Here is a 22,347-nt window from a genome sequence, read left to right on the forward strand (position 1 = left end):
ATAATTCTTCTTAATCAATTCTTACCGGTGGGGGCGCAAGTACTTCACGATTACCATTGTGTCCAGGCGCACTGACAATACCCTGCACTTCCATTTGTTCAACGATCCGCGCTGCACGGTTATAACCTATCTTAAATTTACGTTGTACGCCCGACACCGAGCCTCTGCGCGTTTCTGTCACATGCATCACCGCTTGATCAAACAAGGTATCAAGCTCTTCATCTGAATCAGCGACTTCCCCGGGGAGCATTGCATCCGGTCCAGCTTCACCATTCAAAATTTCATCGATGTAGTTTGGTTCACCACGCGCCTTCCAAGCGGAAACCACCGCATGTACTTCATGGTCATCGACAAACGCACCATGCACACGCGTAGGGACTCCAGTACCTGCTGGTAGATAGAGCATATCGCCCATCCCGAGTAACGTTTCTGCTCCCTGTTGGTCAAGAATGGTTCGAGAATCAATACGACTCGAAACTTGAAAAGCCATTCGTGTTGGGATATTCGCTTTAATTAGACCAGTAATCACATCCACCGAAGGACGTTGAGTCGCTAATATTAAATGGATACCCGCCGCCCGCGCTTTTTGGGCAATTCGAGCAATCAGTTCTTCTACTTTTTTACCAACAATCATCATCATGTCGGCAAATTCATCAATCACGACCACGATATGCGGCAGCTTTTCTAATAAGGGCGCCGTTTCGTCCATACTATCACCAGGTTTCCACAACGGATCAATGATCGGGTTTCCTGAATTGATGGCATCAACAACTTTCTGGTTGAAACCCTTAAGATTACGTACGCCCATAGCCGACATCAGCTTATAACGGCGTTCCATTTCTCCAACACACCAACGCAGTGCATTGGCCGCTTCTTTCATATCTGTCACAACTTCTGAGAGCAGATGCGGGATCCCTTCATAGACCGACAACTCCAGCATTTTAGGATCGATCATAATCAAACGAACATCGTCTGGTGTCGACTTATACAACAAGCTAACGATCATCACGTTAACCCCAACCGATTTACCAGAACCAGTGGTTCCCGCAACTAACAGGTGCGGCATCTTAGCCAAATCAACCACCACTGGTTGGCCCGCAATATCCTTGCCTAGTACCATCGTTAACGGAGATTTAGATTGATGGAATACGCTGCTATCAACCACTTCACTCAAATAAACAATTTCTCGATAACGATTGGGGAGCTCCAAACCAATCACCGACTTGCCGGGAATCACCTCCACGACTCGTACGCTAATGGCCGACAAGGCTCGGGCTAAGTCTTTAGACAAGTTGGTGATTTTACTCACCTTAACCCCCGGCGCCAAATCCAACTCGAAACGGGTAATCACCGGTCCTGGATGCACAGCCACAACGCTTGCTTGAATATTGAAATCCAGCAGTTTAGCTTCCACCAGCCGCGATACTTGATCTAATTCTTCTGCGGAAATTGGATTCTGTTTCTTGTCGGGCCTATCTAACAAGTTCATATCAGGCAATGGGCTTAAACGAGGCTGAGCGGGTTTAGACTTAACCACCTCAGCAGCCGTGGAAGGTTGATAGGTCATTGGCTGACTTGATTCAGTAAAAGGAATTTCTGGCATCGGCTCTGGGGGGCTCTGATCCAGGATAACACTCGGAGGGTCAACGGCTTCAGCTTCATAAGCAAACTCCACTTCTGCTTTAGCTTGGCTCAATTGCTCCTCGAAATCATCATCAAGATTAAAATGTGGCTCAACAGCGTGTAAAGATCCCTCGGCGACGGTGTCCAATGGCTCTTCAAAGCTCTCTTGCTGGGCAGTTTCACTGTCATCGAGAGGGTTAATAGCAGCTTCTTCTAGCTCTGGTTTACGCAAAGGCGCTTGATAAGTCTCATTGGTCGATTCATCCGCGGCAAGCCGTGATTGTTTGCGACCACTAATTCGTTTCGGTAAATCAATCAGATTGGTAAACACTGAGCCTAAGCCCTCACCCAACAACTCAACAAACTGAACCCATGAAACACCTGTAAACAAGGTAATACCACCCGCAAATACGGCCAATAAAATAATGCTAGTACCCAATAAACCGAAGGTCGGGATCATTAACTGAGTGAAAATATCTCCCACTAAGCCTCCTGATGAAAAATAATAAAAATCGTCAATATGAATGCTCGCTAAGGTCGTTAAGCTGGCGAAAGTGAAAATGAAACCAATAAGACGTAAGCCTAAAGTAAAAAAATCAACTTGGGCTATCGGACAGGGCCGCCAGAATAGCGCCCATGCTAAAAAGCCACAAACCAAAGGTACGCTATAGGCAATGAATCCAAAACTAAACAACAGTAAGTCAGCAAACCATGCGCCGGAGCTTCCCGCGGCATTGGCAATGCTTTGTTGAATAGCCGTTTGCGACCAACTTGGATCACTTGGGTCAAAGCTTAACAAGGCGACCATTAGGTATACTCCTAGCGCCCCCATAGCAATTGCGCCTACTTCGGCAATTCGGGCAAAACCAGACAATCTATTGTCTGTCATATCTGTCACAAGCGTTCCCTTGAGCTAATACCAACTTAAATAATACTCGAATCATTTTAACGGTTAAAAATCGATAATCACGGCTTTAAACATCGGACAATTGAACTCTCCGCTCACTTCCATCTCAGCCTTATCCTTATTGGTTTCGCGAACCATTTTGTTGACCATCGGCTTATCCTGAAGGATATAAATAAATCCAATTAAAATTTATCTTTGACTAAAAAACAAAACAAGCGGCTAAGCCGCTTGTTTTACTTTACCAAAAATGAATTGGAGGGGGAAACCGCTCGCTTAGTTTTTAATGACTAATCGATTGCTTTGCTTCACTTCTTCCATCACAACATAGGTACGGGTGTCGTTAACACCAGGTAAACGCAATAAGGTTTCACCTAACAACTTACGATAAGCGGACATGTCAGCTACACGTGTTTTCAATAGATAATCGAAATCGCCTGAGACCAAATGACACTCTTGGATTTCTTCAAGTTGTTGTACCGCATGGTTAAACTGTTCAAACACATCCGGAGCGCCACGATTCAAGGTGATTTCAACAAACACTAGCAGCGAGGCGTCTAAGTATTGTGGATTCAGAATTGCTGTATAACCGCAAATATAACCTTGACGCTCTAAACGTCGAACTCTTTCTAAACAAGGCGTAGGGCTTAATCCTACACGTTTCGACAATTCCACATTTGATATGCGGCCATCTTTTTGCAACTCATTAAGTATGTTGCGATCAATACGATCCAGTTCCTTCATTGGTCGACCTTTTGCTTCCATTAGTGGTAATACGTTTATTGTCCCTAAATATCTAAGTTATACCTGACTGTTTATGCATTAAAACTGGCAGTCATTGCATATGTTATGTGTTTATCCATTCCCACATAAATAAGTCATTACAACCAAGATACGGAGCTAAAACCCAAGTGAACAGACTTTTTTAAACTTTTGTTTTACGCCCGAGCATTATTTATTCCACAAAATTCACCGACTATCAAGTAAAAAGCCGAATTAATAGCTAGATAAATACGCATATCCATATAAAGTTTTATTATTTGCTGGGATTATATAAGCCGATTATGCTGCATCCATGAAAATATAGCTTTGCGTCCAACAGCATATTTTACGCAATTAGCGCTTGATATTGAGATATACACCCTCATATTTTAAGCAAGAACTATAAGGAATGATAACCACCATGAGTAATGCGAATCACCACCAACTAATTATTCTTGGCTCCGGCCCAGCCGGATACACCGCTGCCGTATATGCAGCGAGAGCCAACCTCAACCCGGTGCTTATTACTGGGATCCAACAAGGTGGTCAACTGACAACCACCACCGAAGTTGAAAACTGGCCTGGAGATGCAGAAGGTTTGACCGGACCAGTGTTGATGGAACGGATGCAAGCGCATGCAGAAAAATTTGATACGGAAATTATTTTTGACCATATCAATCAAGTGGATTTTCAAACAAAGCCTTATAAATTGAAGGGCGACAATCAACAATACACTTGTGATTCGCTCATCATCGCCACAGGGGCTTCTGCCAAATACCTTGGCCTTCCCTCCGAAGAAGCCTTTAAAGGTAAAGGCGTGTCTGCTTGTGCCACTTGTGATGGCTTTTTCTATCGTAATCAAAAGGTCGCTGTAGTGGGGGGGGGAAACACGGCTGTTGAAGAGGCACTCTATCTAGCGAATATTGCCTCTGAAGTGCATCTTATTCATCGCCGTGAAGAATTTCGTAGTGAAAAAATCCTCACCAAGCGTTTAATGGATAAAGTAAACAATGGCAACATTGTGTTACACCTCAATCAAACCCTAGATGAAGTATTGGGTGACGAGATGGGCGTGACTCATGTTCGTACCAAGCAAGTTCAAGATGGCAGTACCCAAGACATCGAAGTCATGGGCGCCTTCATCGCCATTGGCCATCAACCCAATACAGGCATTTTTGAGGGTCAATTGGCAATGAAAGACGGTTATCTCAAAATTCAGTCTGGCACCGAAGGAAATGCCACTCAAACCAGCATTCCGGGAATTTTTGCGGCTGGTGATGTCGCTGACCACGTCTATCGTCAAGCGATTACCTCTGCAGGCGCAGGCTGTATGGCGGCCTTAGATGCTGAGCGTTACTTAGATAGCTTAAACGACTAAGCACTAGTTTATTCTCGCGACACCTTAAATTTAAAGCCGATAATCTTATCGGCTTTTTCATTTTGCCTTTTAAATCAAGTTTCTTGATAATCAACCACAAATCACTTCAGATAAAAAGAAACTTGTGCAGGCCATATTACTTGACACCGATAGCCCCTTTCCCGCAGTTAACCTTGCTTTAGATGATCCCAATGGCTTGTTAGCTATCGGTGCGGATCTAAACCCAACACGATTAATTTCGGCCTATCACCATGGTATTTTCCCTTGGTTTAATGAGGACCAACCCGTGTTATGGTGGAGTCCAGACCCGCGAATTGGCCTAAATTTATCAATGCATACCATCAATAAAAGTATGCGAAAATTCATCCGTAAAACCCCCTTACGAGTCACAATCAACACCAGTTTTGAAGCGGTGATTCGCAACTGTGCAGCGCTACGCGCCAATGAAACATGGATAAACCCCAACATGATAGAGGCTTATCTTAAACTTCATCAATTAGGACATGCTCACTCGGTTGAAGTGTGGCATCAACAACATTTGGTGGGTGGTTTATATGGCATCGCTGTCGGCAGTATGTTTTGCGGCGAATCAATGTTTCATCTAGAGAGTAACGCCTCCAAGCTGGCCTTTCATTTATTTTGCTACCATTTTAAATATTGGGGCGGCAGTTATATTGATGGACAGGTTGAAAATTCCCATTTACTTAGCCTCGGAATGCAAAACCTACCGCGGGCACAATTTATAACCAAGCTCAACCTAGCAAAATTGGACCAAATCAGTTCACAGTGCTGGTACCCGCAGGAACTAAAGCAATGCAATTACCCTTAGGCCTAAGCCAAGTAACGCCCTGCCCCTATTTAGCCGAACAACAAGAACAGCTATGTTTTGCGCTTTGTTCTAAACCAGAAAAGCAAGCCTATTACCCACAGCTCATTGAATTAGGTTTTAGGCGTAGCGGGCAAGAGCTGTATCGACCCCATTGCAGCGGCTGCCAGGCCTGTCAGTCCCTAAGGGTCGATGTGAATGCCTTTATACCATCACGCTCCCAAAAACGCGTCCTGAGCAAAACCAAAGATCTTCAGCTGGTATGGAGTAAACATTTAAGTAATCTTGATTACTGCTTATTTGAGCGTTACATCGAAGCGCGCCATCGTGACGGTAGCATGTACCCCACCAGCGAAGCCGCATTCCATCAATTTTTAAGCTGTGATTGGGCAGACACCCAATACTTACGTCTATATCAAGGCGACAGATTGCTTGCATTATGTGTAACCGATGTTTTCACTGATGGTTTGAGTGCCGTTTACACGTTTTTCGAACCCGAGCTGGCGAGCTTATCGCTCGGCTCTTTGGCTGTATTAAAACAAATTGAGCAAGCAAAACAACAAAAACGCAGATGGCTTTACCTTGGATACCAAGTGGATGATTGCAGAAAAATGAGCTACAAACAAAATTATACCCCGCATCAACGCTTTATTAATGATAAATGGCAATAGTTTTGGAGGATAAACTTTACACAAGGCGCTAAATCTGGCATTCTCCCAGCGTTTTTATAAGTGCGTGTCAAACAGAGGACTCAATGGCGAAAGAAGACAATATTGAAATGCAAGGCACAGTGTTAGACACCTTGCCTAACACAATGTTCCGTGTAGAACTAGAAAACGGACATGTTGTTACTGCCCATATTTCTGGCAAAATGCGTAAGAACTACATCCGCATTCTTACCGGGGATAAAGTTACGGTTCAATTAACACCGTACGACTTGTCAAAAGGGCGCATTGTTTTCCGCGCGCGCTAAACCGCTAATTACTCAGAGCAAGTAATTATTAAAAAAGCCAGCATTTAGCTGGCTTTTTTGCCTTCAACTCATTCAGACTATACCTCTGCAACCACATCTTCATATTGAAAATCTAATTGGCCATCTTTCATGGCAATATCAACATGCCCTCCATGATTAAGACGTCCAAATAAGATCTCATTCGCCAAGGGTTTGCGTAGCTGTTCGCGAATCACTCTTGCCATTGGTCGAGCACCCATTGATTTATCGTAGCCCTGCTCCGCCAACCACAAACGAGCTTCTGTATTCACCTCCATTGAGACACCATTCGCGTCTAACTGCGCTTGTAGTTCAACAATAAACTTATCGACAACCTGTTCAATAATTTGTTCATCCAAGTGATTAAACCAAATGATATTGTCTAAGCGGTTTCTAAACTCAGGCGCAAATATCCGATTAATTTCGGCCATGGCATCGAAGCTAAGATCTTGTTCTTTAAAACCAATACTTGAGCGATGGGTTTCTTTAACACCTGCGTTACTGGTCATAACCAAGATAACATTGCGGAAATCAGCATGACGCCCGTTATTGTCGGTTAAAGTACCGTGATCCATGACTTGCAATAGCAAATTAAACACATCTTCATGCGCCTTTTCGATTTCATCCAACAAGATCACACAGTGAGGATGTTTAAATACTGCGTCAGTTAATAAACCACCTTGATCAAAGCCGACATAACCAGGAGGCGCACCAATCAATCGGGATACCGCATGCCGCTCCATATATTCGGACATATCAAAACGAATTAATTCAACCCCAAGAGCCTTTGCTAACTGCTGAGTAACTTCGGTTTTACCAACCCCTGTCGGCCCGGCAAATAAGAATGAGCCAACTGGTTTTTGCTCTGCCCCTAAACCGGAGCGATTAAGACGAATTGCATCGACCAATACATCAATCGCAGGGTTTTGACCAAATACCACCATCTTCAAGGTTTCGTTTAAATTTCGGAGTACTTCTCGATCGGATGAAGAAACTTTCGCCTCAGGGATCCGAGCGATTTTGGCCACAATGGCCTCAATATCACCGGCACCAATGGTTTTTTTACGTTTACTCACCGGCAACATACGCATACTCGCGCCAGCCTCGTCGATAACATCAATTGCTTTATCGGGTAAGTGACGCTCATTAATGTACTTAGCCGCTAATTCTGCCGCGCTACGCATCGCTTGCTTGGTATAACGAACCTCATGATGCGCTTCATAACGACTTTTCAAGCCCATCAAGATTTTGGTTGTATCCTCAACGGTAGGTTCAACCACATCTATTTTCTGGAAACGTCGCGCTAAGGCGCGATCTTTTTCAAAAATCTGATTATATTCTTGGTACGTTGTAGAACCCACACAACGTAACAAACCATTACTAAGCAATGGCTTAATCAGATTAGCTGCGTCCAACTGCCCACCAGATGCCGCTCCAGCGCCAATAATGGTATGAATTTCATCAATGAACAAAATCGCATTCTCGGCGTTCTCGAGTTGCTTCAATAAGGACTTAAAGCGTTTTTCGAAATCCCCCCGATATTTAGTTCCTGCCAATAAAGAACCGATATCTAAAGAATAAATGGTGGCATCTTTAATAACATCAGGCACATCTTCATGTACAATTCGATAAGCCAAGCCTTCGGCGATTGCTGTTTTACCCACGCCAGCTTCCCCCACTAACAGCGGGTTATTTTTACGACGACGACATAACACTTGAATAGTTCGAGATAACTCCTGATCACGACCAATCAGTGGATCAATTTTACCTTTTAGCACCAACTGATTGAGGTTGCTGGCAAAATTTTCTAGCTGTTTGCTTTCCTCTGATTGAAGGTCACTCTCAACAGCTCCCTGCTCTGCATCAGATTCATCTTCTTTACGGATCCCATGAGAGATATAATTAACCACGTCAAGTCGGCTAATATCAGCTTTTTTCAGAAAATAAACCGCCTGACTCTCTTGCTCACTAAAAATAGCGACCAAAACATTAGCACCACTAACTTCACTATTCCCAGAAGATTGCACATGAAAAACAGCACGCTGTAAAACACGTTGAAATCCTAAAGTAGGCTGAGTTTCACGCTCACTATCATCTTCTGAAATAACAGGCGTTGTTTGTTCAATAAAGCTACTCAATTCTTGAGTCAATTGGTTAAGATTAGCGCCACAAGCCACTAAAGCTTCTTTTGCTGAGGCATTTTCTAATAAACCCAACAACAGATGTTCAACGGTCATAAATTCATGTTGTTGTTGTCTTGCTTCTTTAAATGCTTGATTTAAAGTTTGTTCCAACTCTTTGTTTAGCATGCATAGGCCCCCTACAGACAATCAATACTACTTAGCTATGCTTTCTCCATGGAACACATCAGAGGATGGTCATTTTGCTTTGCATAACGATTTACTTGGGCAGCTTTGGTTTCAGCTACTTCTGCCGTAAAAATCCCACAAACTCCTTTTCCTTTATAATGAATGGTTAACATCACTTGAGTTGCTTGGTCTAAATCCATATTAAAATACAACTGCAACACTTCGATAACAAACTCCATTGGAGTATAGTCATCATTATTCAAAACCACCTTATACATTGGTGGTGGTTCGGTAACACTTTTGGCTTCTTTGGTTATTTCTTCAACATCCAGCCAGTCAGATAATTTGGTCATATGAAACTATAGTCTTAAAAATGCGTCTCTGTTTTCAACATAACTGCTTTGAGTTAACAACGCTAGTAGAAAAACTCATTGAAAACTTGACTGTAGTAAATATTTTACTAGATTGTTACACAGCTGACTTGAAAAAGTGTCGCAATTGACCAATCAAGTGAGTCTGGTAGGTAAATTTTATAGGGAAATGTCGTATGCCAAGCGGAACAGTTAAATGGTTTAACAACGCAAAAGGATTTGGTTTTATTTGCCCGGATACAGGCGGTGAAGATATCTTTGCCCACTATTCGACAATTCAAATGGAAGGTTACCGCACGCTAAAAGCTGGTCAACCCGTTCAATTTGAAACACAACAGGGACCAAAGGGTAGTCACGCGGTAAGCATCGTATTCGATGAGAGTCAAAACTAAAACCGCGCCAAGCCAAGAAAAAAACAAATGCCAGTCATCTAGACTGGCATTTTATTTTGCGCTAACAAATATATGATTATTTGCTCATCTCACAAAAAAGGCCAACAACCGATGCAGGCCTTTATATACTGTGTTAAATCAGCGTTTAGCGAAGATCATCGATGATCGCATTGAAGCTAAGACTTGGACGCATCGCGGCAGATGCTTTGTTAGTATCTGGTAAGTAATAACCATCAAGGTCTACACTTGATCCTTGTACTGAGTTTAACTGTCCAATAATCACAGATTCATTGATAGTCAACTTATCGGCAAGTTCTGAGAACGTAGCCTTTAGCGAAGGATCGGCATCTTGTTCAGCTAAACATTGAGCCCAATATAAACTCAGATAGAAATGACTGCCTCGGTTATCTAACTCTTTCACCTTACGTGATGGTGATTTATTTTTATCCAAGAAGATACCGGTGGCCTTGTCTAAGGTACTCGCCAATACGCTCGCCTTAGCATTGTCACTCACTAGGCCTAAATGCTCCAGTGACGCCGACAGAGCAAGAAACTCACCCAGAGAATCCCAACGTAGGTGATTTTCTTTGGTAAACTGTTGCACATGCTTCGGTGCCGAACCACCAGCCCCCGTTTCAAATAATCCGCCACCATTCATTAAGGGCACGATTGACAACATTTTGGCAGAAGTACCTAATTCAAGGATCGGGAACAAATCCGTTAAGTAATCACGCAACACATTACCGGTCACCGAAATAGTATCTAAGCCCTGCTTCACTCGTTCTAATGAATACAAGGTTGCTTCATCAGGAGACATGATTTGAATATCCAAACCACTCACATCATGCTCTGTTAGGTAGGTTTCAACCTTGGCAATCAGTTGAGCATCGTGAGCACGAGCACTATCTAACCAGAAAATTGCCGGTGTATTGGTTAAACGAGCACGATTAACCGCCAGTTTCACCCAATCACGAATGGGCGCATCTTTCACCTGACACATTCTGAAGATATCACCTTGATTGACCACTTGGCTCAGCAAGACTGTCCCATCATCGCTGACCACCTCAACCTTACCGCTAGCAGGAACCACGAAAGTCTTATCGTGCGAGCCATATTCTTCAGCTTTTTGTGCCATCAAGCCCACGTTAGCAACCGAGCCCATGGTGGTCGGATTGAATGCACCATGTTGCTTACAAAAATCGATAGTTTGCTGATAAATACCGGCATAACAACGATCAGGAATAACTGCTTTAGTATCTTGCTGCTGACCTTCGCTATTCCACATTTGACCAGAAGCGCGGATCATGGCTGGCATCGACGCATCAATAATCACATCACTTGGTACATGAAGGTTGGTAATCCCCTTATCCGAGTCAACCATCGCTAAGCTAGGACGCTGTGCGTACACCGCAGCGATAGCCGCTTCTATCTCGGCCTGTTGAGTACTATCTAAGTTTTGGATTTTTGCGTAAACGTCGCCTAAACCATTACTAACATCAACGCCCAATTCGTCAAATAATTCACCATATTTAGCAAATACGTCTTTAAAGAATACTTTCACCACGTGACCAAAAATAATTGGATCAGAAACCTTCATCATGGTGGCTTTCATATGCAATGAAAACAGTACGCCTTTCGCTTTAGCATCTTCAATTTCAGCTTCAATGAAAGAAGCCAGCTCGGCAACATTGAGCGCGGCGGCATCAATCACTTCACCCTCGAGTACCGGAAAAGCATCTTTCAAAACAAGCGCTTCACCCGCATCTGTTTTCAATTGAATAGACACCGAACCGGCTTGCTTAATGGTGGTAGACACTTCGCTACCATAGAAATCCCCTTGGCTCATGCTCGCCACATGGCTTAAGGAGTCTTTTGCCCACGCGCCCATCGAATGCGGGTTGTTACGTGCATATTGTTTCACCGAGCCCGGGGCTCTGCGGTCAGAGTTCCCTTCACGTAATACCGGATTAACCGCACTGCCTTTCACTTTGTCGTATTTAGCTTTAGCAGTTAGTTGCTGCTCATTGCTTGGCTCTTCAGGGTAATCGGGCAAATCGTAACCTTGCGCCTGAAGCTCTTTTATCGCCGCTTTTAACTGCGGGAGCGAAGCACTAATATTGGGTAATTTAATGATATTGGCTTCTGGTTGGTTCGCCAACTCGCCTAATTCAGCCAAGGCATCAGAAGTCTGTTGTTGTTCAGTTAAGCACTCTGGGAAGCTAGCAATAATACGAGCAGCTAAAGAAATATCACGAGTTTCAACGAGCACACCAGCGGCGTTGGTAAACGCTTGTACTATAGGTAATAGTGAGTAAGTGGCTAAGGCTGGCGCTTCGTCCGTTAAGGTATAAATAATCTTTGACGTCATGTCGATCCCTAAAGTTGTGGTTGCTTTCACCGCGGCTATCACTGGTTAATCGCTCTAGTCCGCGCGCTAGTTAACAGTGACCAACAACATACGATAATCTCGCAGCTGTGGGCTAACCGGCCGATAATTCGGAAAAAATAATAAACCATTTACAAACGCATTAACATTGTTTTGCTAGTGGTCGTTCCAATAGCTGTTACAATTGCCCTATGAAAAATACCAATCCCGCGTCTAAGCCACGCCGTTTCAAACGAAAGGTTGACTCAAAATCAACAAAAACCTTAAACGGGCCGCGCCGTTTAGTGCTATTTAACAAACCCTTTGATGTATTAAGCCAATTTACCGATGGGCAAGGCCGACCCACTTTAAAAGACTATATTGACATCCCCGATATTTACGCTGCGGGTCGCTTAGATAGAGACAGTGAAGGCTTATTGCTACTCACCAACGATGGCAAATTGCAGCACCAGTTGGCAGATCCCAAAAATAAAACCAATAAAACCTATTGGGTACAGGTAGAAGGCTCCCCCTCTGAGAAGGACTTAGATAGACTAAGGAAAGGTATCCATCTAAAAGATGGGGCCTGTCGACCGGCCAAGGTCAAGCTCATTAACGAGCCAGATTTATGGCCACGTAATCCACCGGTAAGAAAACGCTTAACGATTCCGACGACATGGTTAAGCATTACGATTCAAGAAGGCCGTAATCGGCAGGTTCGGAGAATGACCGCAGCAATCGGTTTTCCAACTTTACGCTTGATTCGCTATCAAATTGGTCGCTATACCTTGGCAGGAATAAATAACGGCGAATACCAGCAGCTAATTGATGAGCAAATAGCTTAGCTAGACTGGCGAAATGCTGTTTTCATCACAGAATTTCTGGTAGAATTTGCCGCAAATTTTTCCCAAAGATTTAACATGAATTCAAACAACACTAAAAAAGTGATTGTCGGTATGTCCGGCGGTGTCGACTCTTCCGTTTCAGCCTACTTGCTGCTTGAACAAGGCTACCAAGTTGAAGGCTTGTTTATGAAAAATTGGGAAGAAGACGACAACAGTGAGTATTGCGCGGCGGCAGAAGATTTAGCCGACGCTCAAGCAGTCTGCGACAGATTAGGCATTAAACTTCACACGATTAATTTTGCCGCGGAATATTGGGACAATGTATTTGAACATTTTCTCGAAGAGTACAAGGCTGGTCGAACCCCCAATCCTGATATCATGTGTAACAAGGAAATTAAGTTTAAAGCCTTTCTGGAATTTGCCGCCGAAGAATTGGCCGCCGATTACATCGCCACCGGCCATTATGTACAGCGACGCTTTCAAGATGGACATTGGCAAATGTTAAGAGGCTTCGACAGCAATAAAGATCAAAGCTATTTTTTGTATACCCTAGAAGAAAAGCACATTGCCCAAACACTATTTCCGGTTGGTGAGATAGAAAAACCTGAAGTACGACGCATTGCCGAACAACAAGGTTTAATCACAGCCAGCAAAAAAGATTCAACCGGGATCTGCTTTATCGGTGAACGTAAATTTACTGATTTTCTATCGCAATACTTGCCCGCTCAACCGGGAGACATTGAAACCTGTGAAGGTAAAGTCATTGGCACCCATCAGGGCTTAATGTATCACACCTTAGGCCAACGAAAAGGCTTAGGCATTGGTGGCACTAAAGATGGTGATGAGAATCCTTGGTACACCGTTGATAAAGACATTGAACGTAATGTCTTGATCGTTGGACAAGGTCATGACCACCCACGCCTTAAATCCAAAGCCTTAATTGCCGGACAAATACACTGGGTCGATCGTCTGCCTCTCACCGAAGAGCTTCGCTGCAGCGTTAAAATTCGCTATCGACAAATAGATGTGCCCTGCACCCTCAAACCGATCAGTGACGATGAAATAGAAGTGTGGTTTGATGAACCGCAAATTGCAGTGACGCCCGGACAATCGGCGGTCTTCTATCTCGATGAGGTCTGTTTAGGCGGAGCGATTATTGAACATAAAATTGGCCTATAACAACCATGAGTAGTCAACTATCTAACCGAGTGATTGCCTTTGCTGGAATTTGCCAAGCCGCCAAGTTAGTTCAAGATGTGGCGCGCACCAGTAGCTGCGAAGAAGCCGACTTAAGTACCAGTTTAAAAAGCATTTTGGTGACCGATCCTCAACAAACAATTGAAGTCTTCGGCGACCTAAGCCAAATTAAGCTGGGCTTAAGCGTGATGAATGCCCAATTGAATAGCTCACAACAACAACGTAACTCTGAGATCACTCGCTATCTCGTGAGTATGCTCGCTCTAGAACGACGTCTGCAAAAGCGTCCTGACCTAATGCATATGATGGGAGAGCGGATCAGTCAACTTGATCGCCAACTACAACATTTTAGCTTGCTTGAGCAACAGGTATTGGGCGGCATTGCTGATATTTATAGCGATATTATTAGCCCCTTAGGTCCGCGGATCCAAGTCGCAGGGAACGTTAGTTACCTGCAACAGCCAGTTGTACAACACAAAGTTCGCGCTTTATTACTGGCAGGCATTCGCGCTTGTGTATTATGGCGTCAACTGGGCGGTCAACGTCGCCAACTTATATTTTCACGAAAAAAATATTTACAGCAAACCACACAACTTTTAAACACCATTGATTAGTTAATTTAGGAGATCACCATGGAACTGTCTACCTTGACAGCCATTTCCCCGATAGATGGACGCTACGGGGACAAAACTCTTGAACTGCGCAGTATTTTCAGCGAATTTGGCTTAGTAAAATACCGAGTACGAGTAGAAATTCGCTGGCTACAAAAGCTAGCGGCGCAGCAGAATATTGCTGAAGTACCTGCTTTTTCTCAACAAGCTATCGCGTTTTTAGAGCAAATAAACGACAATTTTAGTGAAGCTGATGCTGCTCGCGTAAAAGAAATCGAACGCACCACTAATCATGATGTGAAAGCCGTTGAGTACTTTTTAAAAGAAAAAGTGGCAGCGAATACGGAGCTAAATGCGGTTTCTGAATTCATTCACTTTGCTTGTACTTCAGAAGACATTAATAACTTATCTCACGCGCTGATGCTCAGTGAAGCGCGCCGCGAGGTCCTCGTCCCCTATTTACAACAGCTAATTGATGCCATTACTTCCCTAGCCAAGGAACTACGCGATACGCCTTTACTATCACGCACTCACGGCCAACCCGCGTCGCCTTCCACCATGGGTAAAGAAATGGCTAACGTGGTAGCGCGTTTACGTCGCCAGTTAAAGCAGATCGAAGCTGTCGAGATTTTGGGGAAAATCAACGGCGCGGTGGGTAACTACAACGCGCACGTATCGGCCTACCCAGAAGTCGACTGGCATCAATTTTCGGAAGAGTTTGTCACCAGTTTGGGGATCCAGTGGAACCCCTACACCACTCAAATTGAACCTCATGATTACATCGCCGAACTTTATGATGCAATTGCCCGTTTCAACACCATCTTGTTAGATTTCGACCGCGATATCTGGGGTTACATTTGTCTTGGCCATTTCAAGCAAAAAACCATTGCCGGTGAAATTGGCTCGTCTACCATGCCACACAAGGTGAATCCGATAGATTTTGAAAACTCAGAAGGTAACCTAGGCATTGCGAACGCTTTATTTGGTCATTTAGCGGCCAAACTACCAGTTTCACGCTGGCAGCGTGACCTCACCGACTCAACGGTTTTACGTAACCTTGGAGTAGCAATGGCTTACTCGTTAATTGCTTACCAAGCGACCCTTAAAGGCGTGAGTAAGTTGCAAATTAACGAAGCTAACCTACTCAGTGATCTAGACCATAACTGGGAAGTATTAGCCGAACCAGTACAAACGGTAATGCGTCGCTACGGCATTGAAAAACCTTACGAGAAGCTCAAAGAATTGACCCGCGGTAAGCGAGTTGACGCAGAAGCGATGCGCGTGTTCATCGATGGTTTAGAGATGCCAGAAGCCGCTAAAGATGAATTGAAAAAGCTCACCCCTGCCAACTACATTGGCGAAGCAGTAAAATTAGTCGACCAATTATAAGTCGCACAACCAGCGTTGGCGAAAAACAACAATAAGGTTCAGTTTTTCGCCAGCTCTCATACAGATACAAAAAAGCAGCCTAGGCTGCTTTTTTTCACTTAGCTATTGGACTTAAACATTTAAACCTTGGCTGTTTAAGTACTCTTCATAAGTACCGTGGAAGTCAACAATCCCCTCGGGTTTCATTTCAATCACGCGAGTCGCAAGGCTTGAGACAAACTCTCGGTCATGACTTACAAAAATCAACGTCCCCGGATAATTTTCCAAGGCCAAGTTTAATGACTCAATGGATTCCATATCCAAGTGGTTAGTCGGCTCGTCCATCACCAAGATATTTGGTTTTTGTAAAATCATTTTACCAAATAACATTCGGCCTTGTTCCCCACCGGAAATCACCTTCACCGATTTATGAATATCATTTTGCGAAAATAATAAGCGTCCTAAAGTACCACGGATCACTTGCTCATCATCCCCTTCTTTACCCCATTGCCACATCCAATCAAGTAAAGTTTTATCGTTTTCAAAATCAGCAGAATGATCCTGAGCATAATAACCAAGCTGGGCATTTTCAGACCACTTTATATCACCGTCAAAGTCAGTATCACCCACTAAACACTTAAGCAAAGTCGTTTTACCAATACCATTCTGGCCAATAACGGCTATGCGTTCACCAACCTCAACCATCAGATTTAAATCTTTAAACAAATTTTGCTCGTAAGATTTCTCTAAACCTTCAACCTGTAAAGCCAAGCGATGCAACTTTTTCTCTTCTTCAAAGCGAATATATGGGTTTTGACGGCTAGACGGTTTCACTTCAGCTAACTGAATTTTATCTATCTGCTTAGCACGAGAAGTCGCTTGCTTAGATTTGGACGCATTGGCAGAGAAACGGCTCACAAACGTTTTAAGCTCGGCAATTTGCGCTTTCTTCTTGGCATTATCAGATAACATTTGATCGCGAGCCTGAGTGGCTGCAGTCATGTATTCATCGTACGAGCCAGGGAAAGTCCGTAACTCGCCGTAGTCTAAATCGGCCATATGAGTACAGACACTATTCAAAAAGTGGCGGTCGTGCGAGATGATAATCATGGTACAGTTACGCTCGTTGAGCACACCTTCCAACCAACGAATCGTATTAATATCCAAGTTGTTGGTTGGTTCGTCGAGTAGCATGATATCCGGGTCGCCAAATAGAACTTGAGCCAGCAATACCCGCAATTTCCATCCGGGAGCTACCTCACTCATTGGCCCGTAGTGCTGTTCGATTGGGATACCAACACCGAGCAACAATTCTCCAGCGCGAGCCTCGGCGGTATAACCGTCCATTTCAGCAAATTCGGCTTCTAATTCGGCGGCTCGTATACCATCTTCTTCAGTCATATCAGGATTGGCATAAATCGCATCACGCTCCGATTTCACCGACCATAGCTCTTCATAGCCCATAATCACAGTGTCGATCACTGCGCATTCTTCATAGGCAAACTGATCTTGTTTCAGTTTTCCGATCCGCTCATTGGGATCTTTAGAGACATTTCCCGAACTCGGCTCTAAATCTCCCCCCAAGATCTTCATAAAGGTAGATTTACCGCAGCCATTGGCGCCGATAAGACCGTAGCGATTGCCTTCGCCAAATTTAACTGAAACATTTTCAAACAAAGGCTTAGCGCCAAATTGCATGGTGACATTAGAAGAAGTAAGCAATGTAAAAAATTCCGCTTAGTTAGGTTACGCCGAGCCAATTACACTGCGTAACAAGAGTGCTAAAAGTTTGGTCGCGTATTATGCCACAATTTGTTCAAACACTGCACATATAACGACACGGCTCACAAAAACTTCCGTTGTGAGCGGGATAATTGCTGTTGTTTTAAGCGAACAAATGACTAAAACTCGGCTTTATATGACGGCTTAAGCAATTTCCATTATGCTAAGTTATTACTCGAACATTTAGGACAACCACCATGTCTGCAACTATCGACTCATCTCAACTTGCCACGATTCAACAATATGACAGCGAGCGCCGTTATCAATATTTACTGAAACAAGTGAAAAACCATAATCAACTGTGGATCTTAATCGACCAAGATGGTTGTGTGATGCTGAACTCAGATGAGGAAGACTGCGTTCCGGTATGGCCGAACAAAGAATTTGCCGAGGCCTGGGCCACAGGCGAATGGGAGCATTGTACTGCCGAGGCCATTTCTTTAAATAAATGGCGAAGCCGCTGGACCGAAGGCCTCAGCAGCGACGAATTGTATATCGCGATATTTCCCAACGATCTCGAAGAAGGCCTTATCCTATCGCCCGATGAGTTTGACCAGGCCTTACACAATGCCCGCTAATTGTTAGCTGCAGCCCTTGAATCAATTCACGGCCAGCCTTGTGTGTGTTTCTTGATTAATTCACAAAACATCGCTACATGCTCAGGGCTATCATTTAAAGCTGGAATATATTGATACTGCTTGCCACCAGCATCGAGAAACTCATCTCGCAACTCGCAGGATACTTCTTCAATGGTTTCTAAACAGTCAGCGGCAAACGCCGGAGAAATCACATCCACCGAGGTTACTCCCTGCGCTGCCAATTGACGCAGTAACTGGTCTGTATAGGGTTGGATCCAAGGATCTTTACCAAAACGCGATTGGTAACATAAACGCCACTGGTGCTGTTTTAAACCGAGCGCAGCGGCAACCTTAGCCGCAGTGTCTTCACATTGTTTAGGATATGGGTCACCATTACGCGCGTATCGTTCTGGGATCCCGTGAAATGAAAATAACAATACCTCCGCTCTCTCGCTAACCTCCCAATGCTGCAGAATAGAGTTTGCTAACGCTTGAATATAGGCAGGTTCAGCATAATAGTCTTTAACGGTTCGAAGCTCCGGCAGATTATAGCTATTGGCTAAGGCACGATGATAGGCATCATTGACAGACGCGGTAGTGGATACTGAATATTGTGGATACATCGGTAATAACAATACCTTTTGGTGACCAGATGCGACAACATCGTGTACCACTTGTTCAATGTAAGGTTCGCTATAACTCATTGCCAAGTACACCTCATACTCTGCATTCAGTTTAGCCGCTACTTTTTGTTGAATTTGCTCACTAATCACCTGTAAAGGTGAACCATTTTTCAGCCAGATTTGTTGGTATAACTTAGCGACTCGTCGTGAGCGAAGCGGTAAAATAACGCCATAAAGTAAGGGTAACCATAATAATTTGGGTAAGTTAACGACTCGTTTATCGGCTAAAAAGCGCGCCAGAAATTTTCGCACTGCTCGCGCTGTTGGCTGCTCTGGAGTCCCCAAATTCACCAAAATAACCGCACATTTTAATTCTTTATCTATTTGCGCCATTAAGCTCTTCCTCTAGTCATCAGCACTCAGTGTATGGTATTTATGACCATAAAAAAAAGCGGCAAAAGCCGCTTTCTCATCAAGTGTTCGAAATTCAATCAAGTAATTCGACTAATTGCTTGCTAATCGCTTCAACCGACTGGGTGCCGTCCAATTTGAAGTACTTACTGTTACCTTGTTCAGCTTCTTTCCCATAGTAGCTAACCAAAGGTTTAGTTTGCTGATGGTAAATCGCTAAGCGGTCACGAACGATACTTTCTTCGTCATCGGGACGGATCACTAAATCTTCACCGCTGACATCATCTTTACCTTCCACTTTCGGTGGATTATAAACAATATGATACACCCGTCCGCTACCTGGATGAACGCGACGACCACTCATGCGTTTTACGATTTCTTCGTCTGCCACATCAAACTCAAGTACTGCATCAATACTAATCGCAGCTTCTTTCATTGCATCAGCTTGCGGAATGGTGCGAGGAAAACCATCCAAAAGAAAACCTTTTTTGCAGTCGTCTTCCAAAATACGTTCTTTTACTAGGCCGATAATCAGCTCATCAGAGACCAGTTGTCCAGCGTCCATGACTTCTTTGGCTTTAATGCCTAAGGGGGTGCCTGCTTTTACCGCTGCCCGCAGCATGTCACCAGTAGAAATTTGGGGGATGCCGTAACGCTCCATAATAAACTGTGCTTGGGTACCTTTGCCCGCACCAGGTGCGCCTAAAAGAATGATACGCATAATCTGCTATTCCTTGGTCTAGTTTTATCGTGCTTATTTTTAAGAAAAGTGAATTTACACTGCTGAGACAAATACTACAAGTGACTCTCGACTAAAGTTCAGTTTGACGAAGCCTCAAGTAATAGCTTTGTTTATCATGGTACATATTTTGGTCAGCCAATCGATATAATCCGCTAAATTGGACCACTTCAGTTGTTGCATAACCAACCGAAAAGCTCACCAATGGCTCTCCTCCAAAACTATCTAAGTCAATAAATACCCGGTTATTTTGCTGAGAACGCAAGCGTTTCAATAAAACTTCAGCCATCGTCAATTGAACTCCAGACAGCACCACCGCAAATTCATCGCCACCGATACGAAAATAATTATCGGTGATACCATCACAACATTCGCGCAACACCCTAGCCACCGAGATAATCAGCTGATCGCCTTTTTCATGCCCTTTTTCGTCGTTCATTTTTTTTAAGCCATTCACGTCGATCACAAACAAACCCACCTCGGCATCAAGTTGAGTTTCAAGGGTGAATTGCAATTCATCGAAGGCTTTACGATTGCTAATTCCAGTAAGTGAATCAGTTCGTGCAATCGTATCTAATTCCTCATGTAAACTGCGATTTTCTAAGAAACTACTTAATTCCGTAATAACCAGTAAGAGTCGGTTATAAACTTGTTCACTTAAGCTCGAGTGATTCACTAATAACCACCCCTCTTTTTTAGAGCCACAGCTAATTGCGAATAAATTCACCCATTGCTGTTCAAACTCGATGACGGTTCGCTCCACATTTGGCTTTAAGGCTTCAGATGCTTGCAGCTTTATATCTTCAAAACTCGCCACAGAAACAGATAAACTATCCGTCACTTGGCTATGTTTACCAGATGCTGGGAGGTGTAGTACTATTTCGATATCAGGAAAGCAAGCAGCTAAGGCCAGCAAAGCATCATGCACAATTTGTTTGTTACCCGAGCTGGCTTCTAAAGACCGACGAAATTGAACCAATTGTTGAAAAAAGAAGTGACTTTGGGCCAAATCTGCCATCGATAACTCTAGGTCACGAGTGCGCTCCTCCACTTTAAATTCTAATTGACTATTTAAAGTTTGGACTTCTTCCAAATAGCCCGCACGAAGTTGGTCAATTCTTGCGAGTTCCTTGTTTTTATGATTCACCGTTCTGAGCTGTTCACCAATGGTTCGTTTCATTTCAACCAACAGATGTGAGACATCAGTAAACTCCCGAATGCTGAATTTACTACAATTAAACCAATAAGCCTCTTTATCCGTTTCAAAGTCTTTAATAAGCGTGTAAAGCTGACCGAAAGACTTCGCCACAAAGTGAGCAAACAACACCACAATAACCAAAATAATCGCAATCACAATGGTGCTATTCGCCACCCCAGGAGCTATAAAATTTTGTACTCGTGAACTCAAACTTTGTAAACTTTCACCGACCCTAATTTTAAGCCAAACTGCGTTTTGATAACCGCCCCCCGTTAGCACTAAAGCGGCAACATGAAATAACTCGTCCTGTTCAACGGCCACCGAATCATCATCCAAGAGTTCTTGACGGAAGAATATAGCCAAATTTTCATGCGGTTCTAAGCGCTTCTTCGCTGTTTCGATGAATCGATACATGGGGACTATGGCAATCAAGTAGCCTTTTATGCCTATATTTTTTCCGGTATGAATAGGAATTATATGGACGATGCTATGTTGCTTACCGCTACGTTTAACCAAAGCATACTCATCAGCCAAATTCAGCGTCGCCTTCCGTTGACTTGGCTGCTTCTCATGAGCAGGTGGATGAGGCAAGTAATCGAACAGATTATCAGCAGCGGACAGCGCAAGACCATTACCAGCATAGGAAACAACAATTTGACCGTTATTTCTCACCAAATACAAGGATTCAATCAAGGGCGCATCAAGCACAAAATGTTCTAAAAATGAACTTAACTCTTTAGCTGGTATGTTGTTATCTAAGCTCTTTAAAATGCGGGGTTGTTCAGACAATAGCCAAAGCTCATTGGTGAGAATTTGGTGACTATGAGATAATTCTGCAGTAATTTGTTTCAGTGAGGCAGCTAAACGACTATCAACAGATTTATAGGCGAAGTTGTACATCTGCTGGTAAAGCGTAAATGCCAGCACAGCTACCGGTATGATGGCAACTAAGATGAGTAAAATAAAAGTTATAGACCGAAGTCTTATGGTCATTCTTCATGTCCGATTTTACGAGCGTACTGCCGACGAAGCAGGCAACTAATTCAGCACCTAATCCGTCTCAACAAGACAACA

General features: G+C 43.7%; 19 protein-coding genes. 10 read left to right on the plus strand and 9 right to left on the minus strand.

The features are described from left to right. Positions 1-10: 10 nt before the first annotated feature. Together ACRRSY_RS12665 and lrp are read right to left on the minus strand one after the other, a co-directional pair. Positions 11-2,512, minus strand: coding sequence for a DNA translocase FtsK (locus ACRRSY_RS12665; RefSeq protein ID WP_432463332.1), 2,502 nt, complete (start codon positions 2,510-2,512; stop codon positions 11-13). A gap of 291 nt (positions 2,513-2,803) precedes the next feature. Beyond that, positions 2,804-3,292 carry a leucine-responsive transcriptional regulator Lrp gene (gene lrp, locus ACRRSY_RS12670; protein ID WP_432452861.1) on the minus strand — a complete coding sequence of 163 codons (489 nt, stop codon included), beginning with the start codon at positions 3,290-3,292 and terminating at the stop codon, positions 2,804-2,806. 418 nt (positions 3,293-3,710) lie between these two features. Here lrp and trxB point away from each other — a divergent pair, with 418 nt between their 5' ends. From trxB to infA, 4 genes are all read left to right on the plus strand, one after another. After that, positions 3,711-4,667: a thioredoxin-disulfide reductase gene (trxB, locus tag ACRRSY_RS12675; protein WP_432459519.1), complete on the plus strand. Its 957-nt coding sequence runs from the start codon at positions 3,711-3,713 to the stop codon at positions 4,665-4,667. A 124-nt stretch (positions 4,668-4,791) separates the two neighbouring features. Continuing rightward, a complete protein-coding gene (gene aat, locus ACRRSY_RS12680) occupies positions 4,792-5,496 on the plus strand; it encodes a leucyl/phenylalanyl-tRNA--protein transferase (protein ID WP_432463333.1) in 705 nt (234 codons plus the stop codon). Beyond that, on the plus strand, positions 5,481-6,164 hold the full coding sequence (locus ACRRSY_RS12685; protein WP_432452858.1) for an arginyltransferase: 684 nt from the start codon (positions 5,481-5,483) through the stop codon (positions 6,162-6,164). The genes aat and ACRRSY_RS12685 overlap by 16 nt, the downstream gene beginning before the upstream one ends. A gap of 83 nt (positions 6,165-6,247) precedes the next feature. Then, on the plus strand, positions 6,248-6,466 hold the full coding sequence (gene infA, locus ACRRSY_RS12690; protein WP_016401030.1) for a translation initiation factor IF-1: 219 nt from the start codon (positions 6,248-6,250) through the stop codon (positions 6,464-6,466). A 77-nt stretch (positions 6,467-6,543) separates the two neighbouring features. Here the strand turns inward: infA and clpA are convergent, their stop codons facing one another. Together clpA and clpS are read right to left on the minus strand one after the other, a co-directional pair. After that, entirely contained in the window at positions 6,544-8,793 is a 2,250-nt protein-coding gene (gene clpA, locus ACRRSY_RS12695; protein ID WP_432459521.1) for an ATP-dependent Clp protease ATP-binding subunit ClpA, read from the minus strand. Positions 8,794-8,828: 35 nt separating this feature from the next. Further along, on the minus strand, positions 8,829-9,146 hold the full coding sequence (gene clpS, locus ACRRSY_RS12700; RefSeq protein WP_432452856.1) for an ATP-dependent Clp protease adapter ClpS: 318 nt from the start codon (positions 9,144-9,146) through the stop codon (positions 8,829-8,831). 194 nt (positions 9,147-9,340) lie between these two features. Here clpS and cspD point away from each other — a divergent pair, with 194 nt between their 5' ends. Further along, positions 9,341-9,556, plus strand: a complete 216-nt coding sequence (gene cspD / locus ACRRSY_RS12705; protein WP_432452855.1) for a cold shock domain-containing protein CspD — start codon at positions 9,341-9,343, stop codon at positions 9,554-9,556. Positions 9,557-9,701: 145 nt separating this feature from the next. On the opposite strand, the gene ACRRSY_RS12710 is transcribed toward cspD, so the two are convergent. Further along, the gene (locus tag ACRRSY_RS12710) at positions 9,702-11,924 is read right to left on the minus strand and encodes an NADP-dependent isocitrate dehydrogenase (RefSeq protein ID WP_432463334.1); all 2,223 of its coding nucleotides are present in this window, start codon (positions 11,922-11,924) and stop codon (positions 9,702-9,704) included. 209 nt (positions 11,925-12,133) lie between these two features. On the opposite strand from ACRRSY_RS12710, the gene ACRRSY_RS12715 reads away from it, so the two are divergent. The 4 genes from ACRRSY_RS12715 to purB all read left to right on the plus strand — a co-directional run bounded on the left by ACRRSY_RS12715 (position 12,134) and on the right by purB (position 15,963). Then, positions 12,134-12,766: a pseudouridine synthase gene (locus tag ACRRSY_RS12715; protein ID WP_432463335.1), complete on the plus strand. Its 633-nt coding sequence runs from the start codon at positions 12,134-12,136 to the stop codon at positions 12,764-12,766. A 75-nt stretch (positions 12,767-12,841) separates the two neighbouring features. Beyond that, a complete protein-coding gene (gene mnmA / locus ACRRSY_RS12720; protein WP_432463336.1) occupies positions 12,842-13,945 on the plus strand; it encodes a tRNA 2-thiouridine(34) synthase MnmA in 1,104 nt (367 codons plus the stop codon). Between the two features lie 5 nt (positions 13,946-13,950). Continuing rightward, a complete protein-coding gene (gene hflD / locus ACRRSY_RS12725) occupies positions 13,951-14,577 on the plus strand; it encodes a high frequency lysogenization protein HflD (protein ID WP_432452848.1) in 627 nt (208 codons plus the stop codon). Between the two features lie 18 nt (positions 14,578-14,595). Next, positions 14,596-15,963: an adenylosuccinate lyase gene (gene purB, locus ACRRSY_RS12730; protein WP_432452846.1), complete on the plus strand. Its 1,368-nt coding sequence runs from the start codon at positions 14,596-14,598 to the stop codon at positions 15,961-15,963. A gap of 111 nt (positions 15,964-16,074) precedes the next feature. Here purB and ACRRSY_RS12735 read toward each other — a convergent pair whose 3' ends face one another. Next, positions 16,075-17,664: an ABC-F family ATPase gene (locus ACRRSY_RS12735; RefSeq protein ID WP_432452844.1), complete on the minus strand. Its 1,590-nt coding sequence runs from the start codon at positions 17,662-17,664 to the stop codon at positions 16,075-16,077. A gap of 257 nt (positions 17,665-17,921) precedes the next feature. On the opposite strand from ACRRSY_RS12735, the gene ACRRSY_RS12740 reads away from it, so the two are divergent. Further along, positions 17,922-18,302 carry a DUF2750 domain-containing protein gene (locus ACRRSY_RS12740; protein ID WP_432452843.1) on the plus strand — a complete coding sequence of 127 codons (381 nt, stop codon included), beginning with the start codon at positions 17,922-17,924 and terminating at the stop codon, positions 18,300-18,302. Positions 18,303-18,328: 26 nt separating this feature from the next. Here the strand turns inward: ACRRSY_RS12740 and hemH are convergent, their stop codons facing one another. From hemH to ACRRSY_RS12755, 3 genes are all read right to left on the minus strand, one after another. Next, entirely contained in the window at positions 18,329-19,318 is a 990-nt protein-coding gene (hemH, locus tag ACRRSY_RS12745; RefSeq protein ID WP_432452842.1) for a ferrochelatase, read from the minus strand. Between the two features lie 94 nt (positions 19,319-19,412). Next, positions 19,413-20,057 (minus strand): adenylate kinase, encoded by a 645-nt coding sequence (gene adk / locus ACRRSY_RS12750; RefSeq protein ID WP_432452841.1) that lies wholly within the window; start codon positions 20,055-20,057, stop codon positions 19,413-19,415. A 91-nt stretch (positions 20,058-20,148) separates the two neighbouring features. Beyond that, entirely contained in the window at positions 20,149-22,266 is a 2,118-nt protein-coding gene (locus tag ACRRSY_RS12755) for a GGDEF domain-containing protein (RefSeq protein WP_432463337.1), read from the minus strand. Between the last annotated feature and the right edge of the window lie 81 nt (positions 22,267-22,347).

The sequence above is a fragment of the Agarivorans sp. QJM3NY_33 genome (genome assembly GCF_050870865.2).
Lineage (GTDB): Bacteria > Pseudomonadota > Gammaproteobacteria > Enterobacterales > Celerinatantimonadaceae > Agarivorans.

Bases quoted from the DNA above. Each gene is read 5' to 3' on its own strand.
- ACRRSY_RS12715 (WP_432463335.1), top strand. From the start codon at position 12,134: ATGAAAAATACCAATCCCGCGTCTAAGCCACGCCGTTTCAAACGAAAG.
- clpA (WP_432459521.1), bottom strand. From the start codon at position 8,793: ATGCTAAACAAAGAGTTGGAACAAACTTTAAATCAAGCATTTAAAGAA.
- hflD (WP_432452848.1), top strand. From the start codon at position 13,951: ATGAGTAGTCAACTATCTAACCGAGTGATTGCCTTTGCTGGAATTTGC.
- ACRRSY_RS12755 (WP_432463337.1), bottom strand. From the start codon at position 22,266: ATGACCATAAGACTTCGGTCTATAACTTTTATTTTACTCATCTTAGTT.
- hemH (WP_432452842.1), bottom strand. From the start codon at position 19,318: ATGGCGCAAATAGATAAAGAATTAAAATGTGCGGTTATTTTGGTGAAT.
- cspD (WP_432452855.1), top strand. From the start codon at position 9,341: ATGCCAAGCGGAACAGTTAAATGGTTTAACAACGCAAAAGGATTTGGT.
- adk (WP_432452841.1), bottom strand. From the start codon at position 20,057: ATGCGTATCATTCTTTTAGGCGCACCTGGTGCGGGCAAAGGTACCCAA.
- lrp (WP_432452861.1), bottom strand. From the start codon at position 3,292: ATGGAAGCAAAAGGTCGACCAATGAAGGAACTGGATCGTATTGATCGC.
- infA (WP_016401030.1), top strand. From the start codon at position 6,248: ATGGCGAAAGAAGACAATATTGAAATGCAAGGCACAGTGTTAGACACC.
- clpS (WP_432452856.1), bottom strand. From the start codon at position 9,146: ATGACCAAATTATCTGACTGGCTGGATGTTGAAGAAATAACCAAAGAA.
- mnmA (WP_432463336.1), top strand. From the start codon at position 12,842: ATGAATTCAAACAACACTAAAAAAGTGATTGTCGGTATGTCCGGCGGT.
- trxB (WP_432459519.1), top strand. From the start codon at position 3,711: ATGAGTAATGCGAATCACCACCAACTAATTATTCTTGGCTCCGGCCCA.
- ACRRSY_RS12665 (WP_432463332.1), bottom strand. From the start codon at position 2,512: ATGACAGACAATAGATTGTCTGGTTTTGCCCGAATTGCCGAAGTAGGC.
- ACRRSY_RS12740 (WP_432452843.1), top strand. From the start codon at position 17,922: ATGTCTGCAACTATCGACTCATCTCAACTTGCCACGATTCAACAATAT.
- ACRRSY_RS12710 (WP_432463334.1), bottom strand. From the start codon at position 11,924: ATGACGTCAAAGATTATTTATACCTTAACGGACGAAGCGCCAGCCTTA.
- ACRRSY_RS12685 (WP_432452858.1), top strand. From the start codon at position 5,481: ATGCAATTACCCTTAGGCCTAAGCCAAGTAACGCCCTGCCCCTATTTA.
- purB (WP_432452846.1), top strand. From the start codon at position 14,596: ATGGAACTGTCTACCTTGACAGCCATTTCCCCGATAGATGGACGCTAC.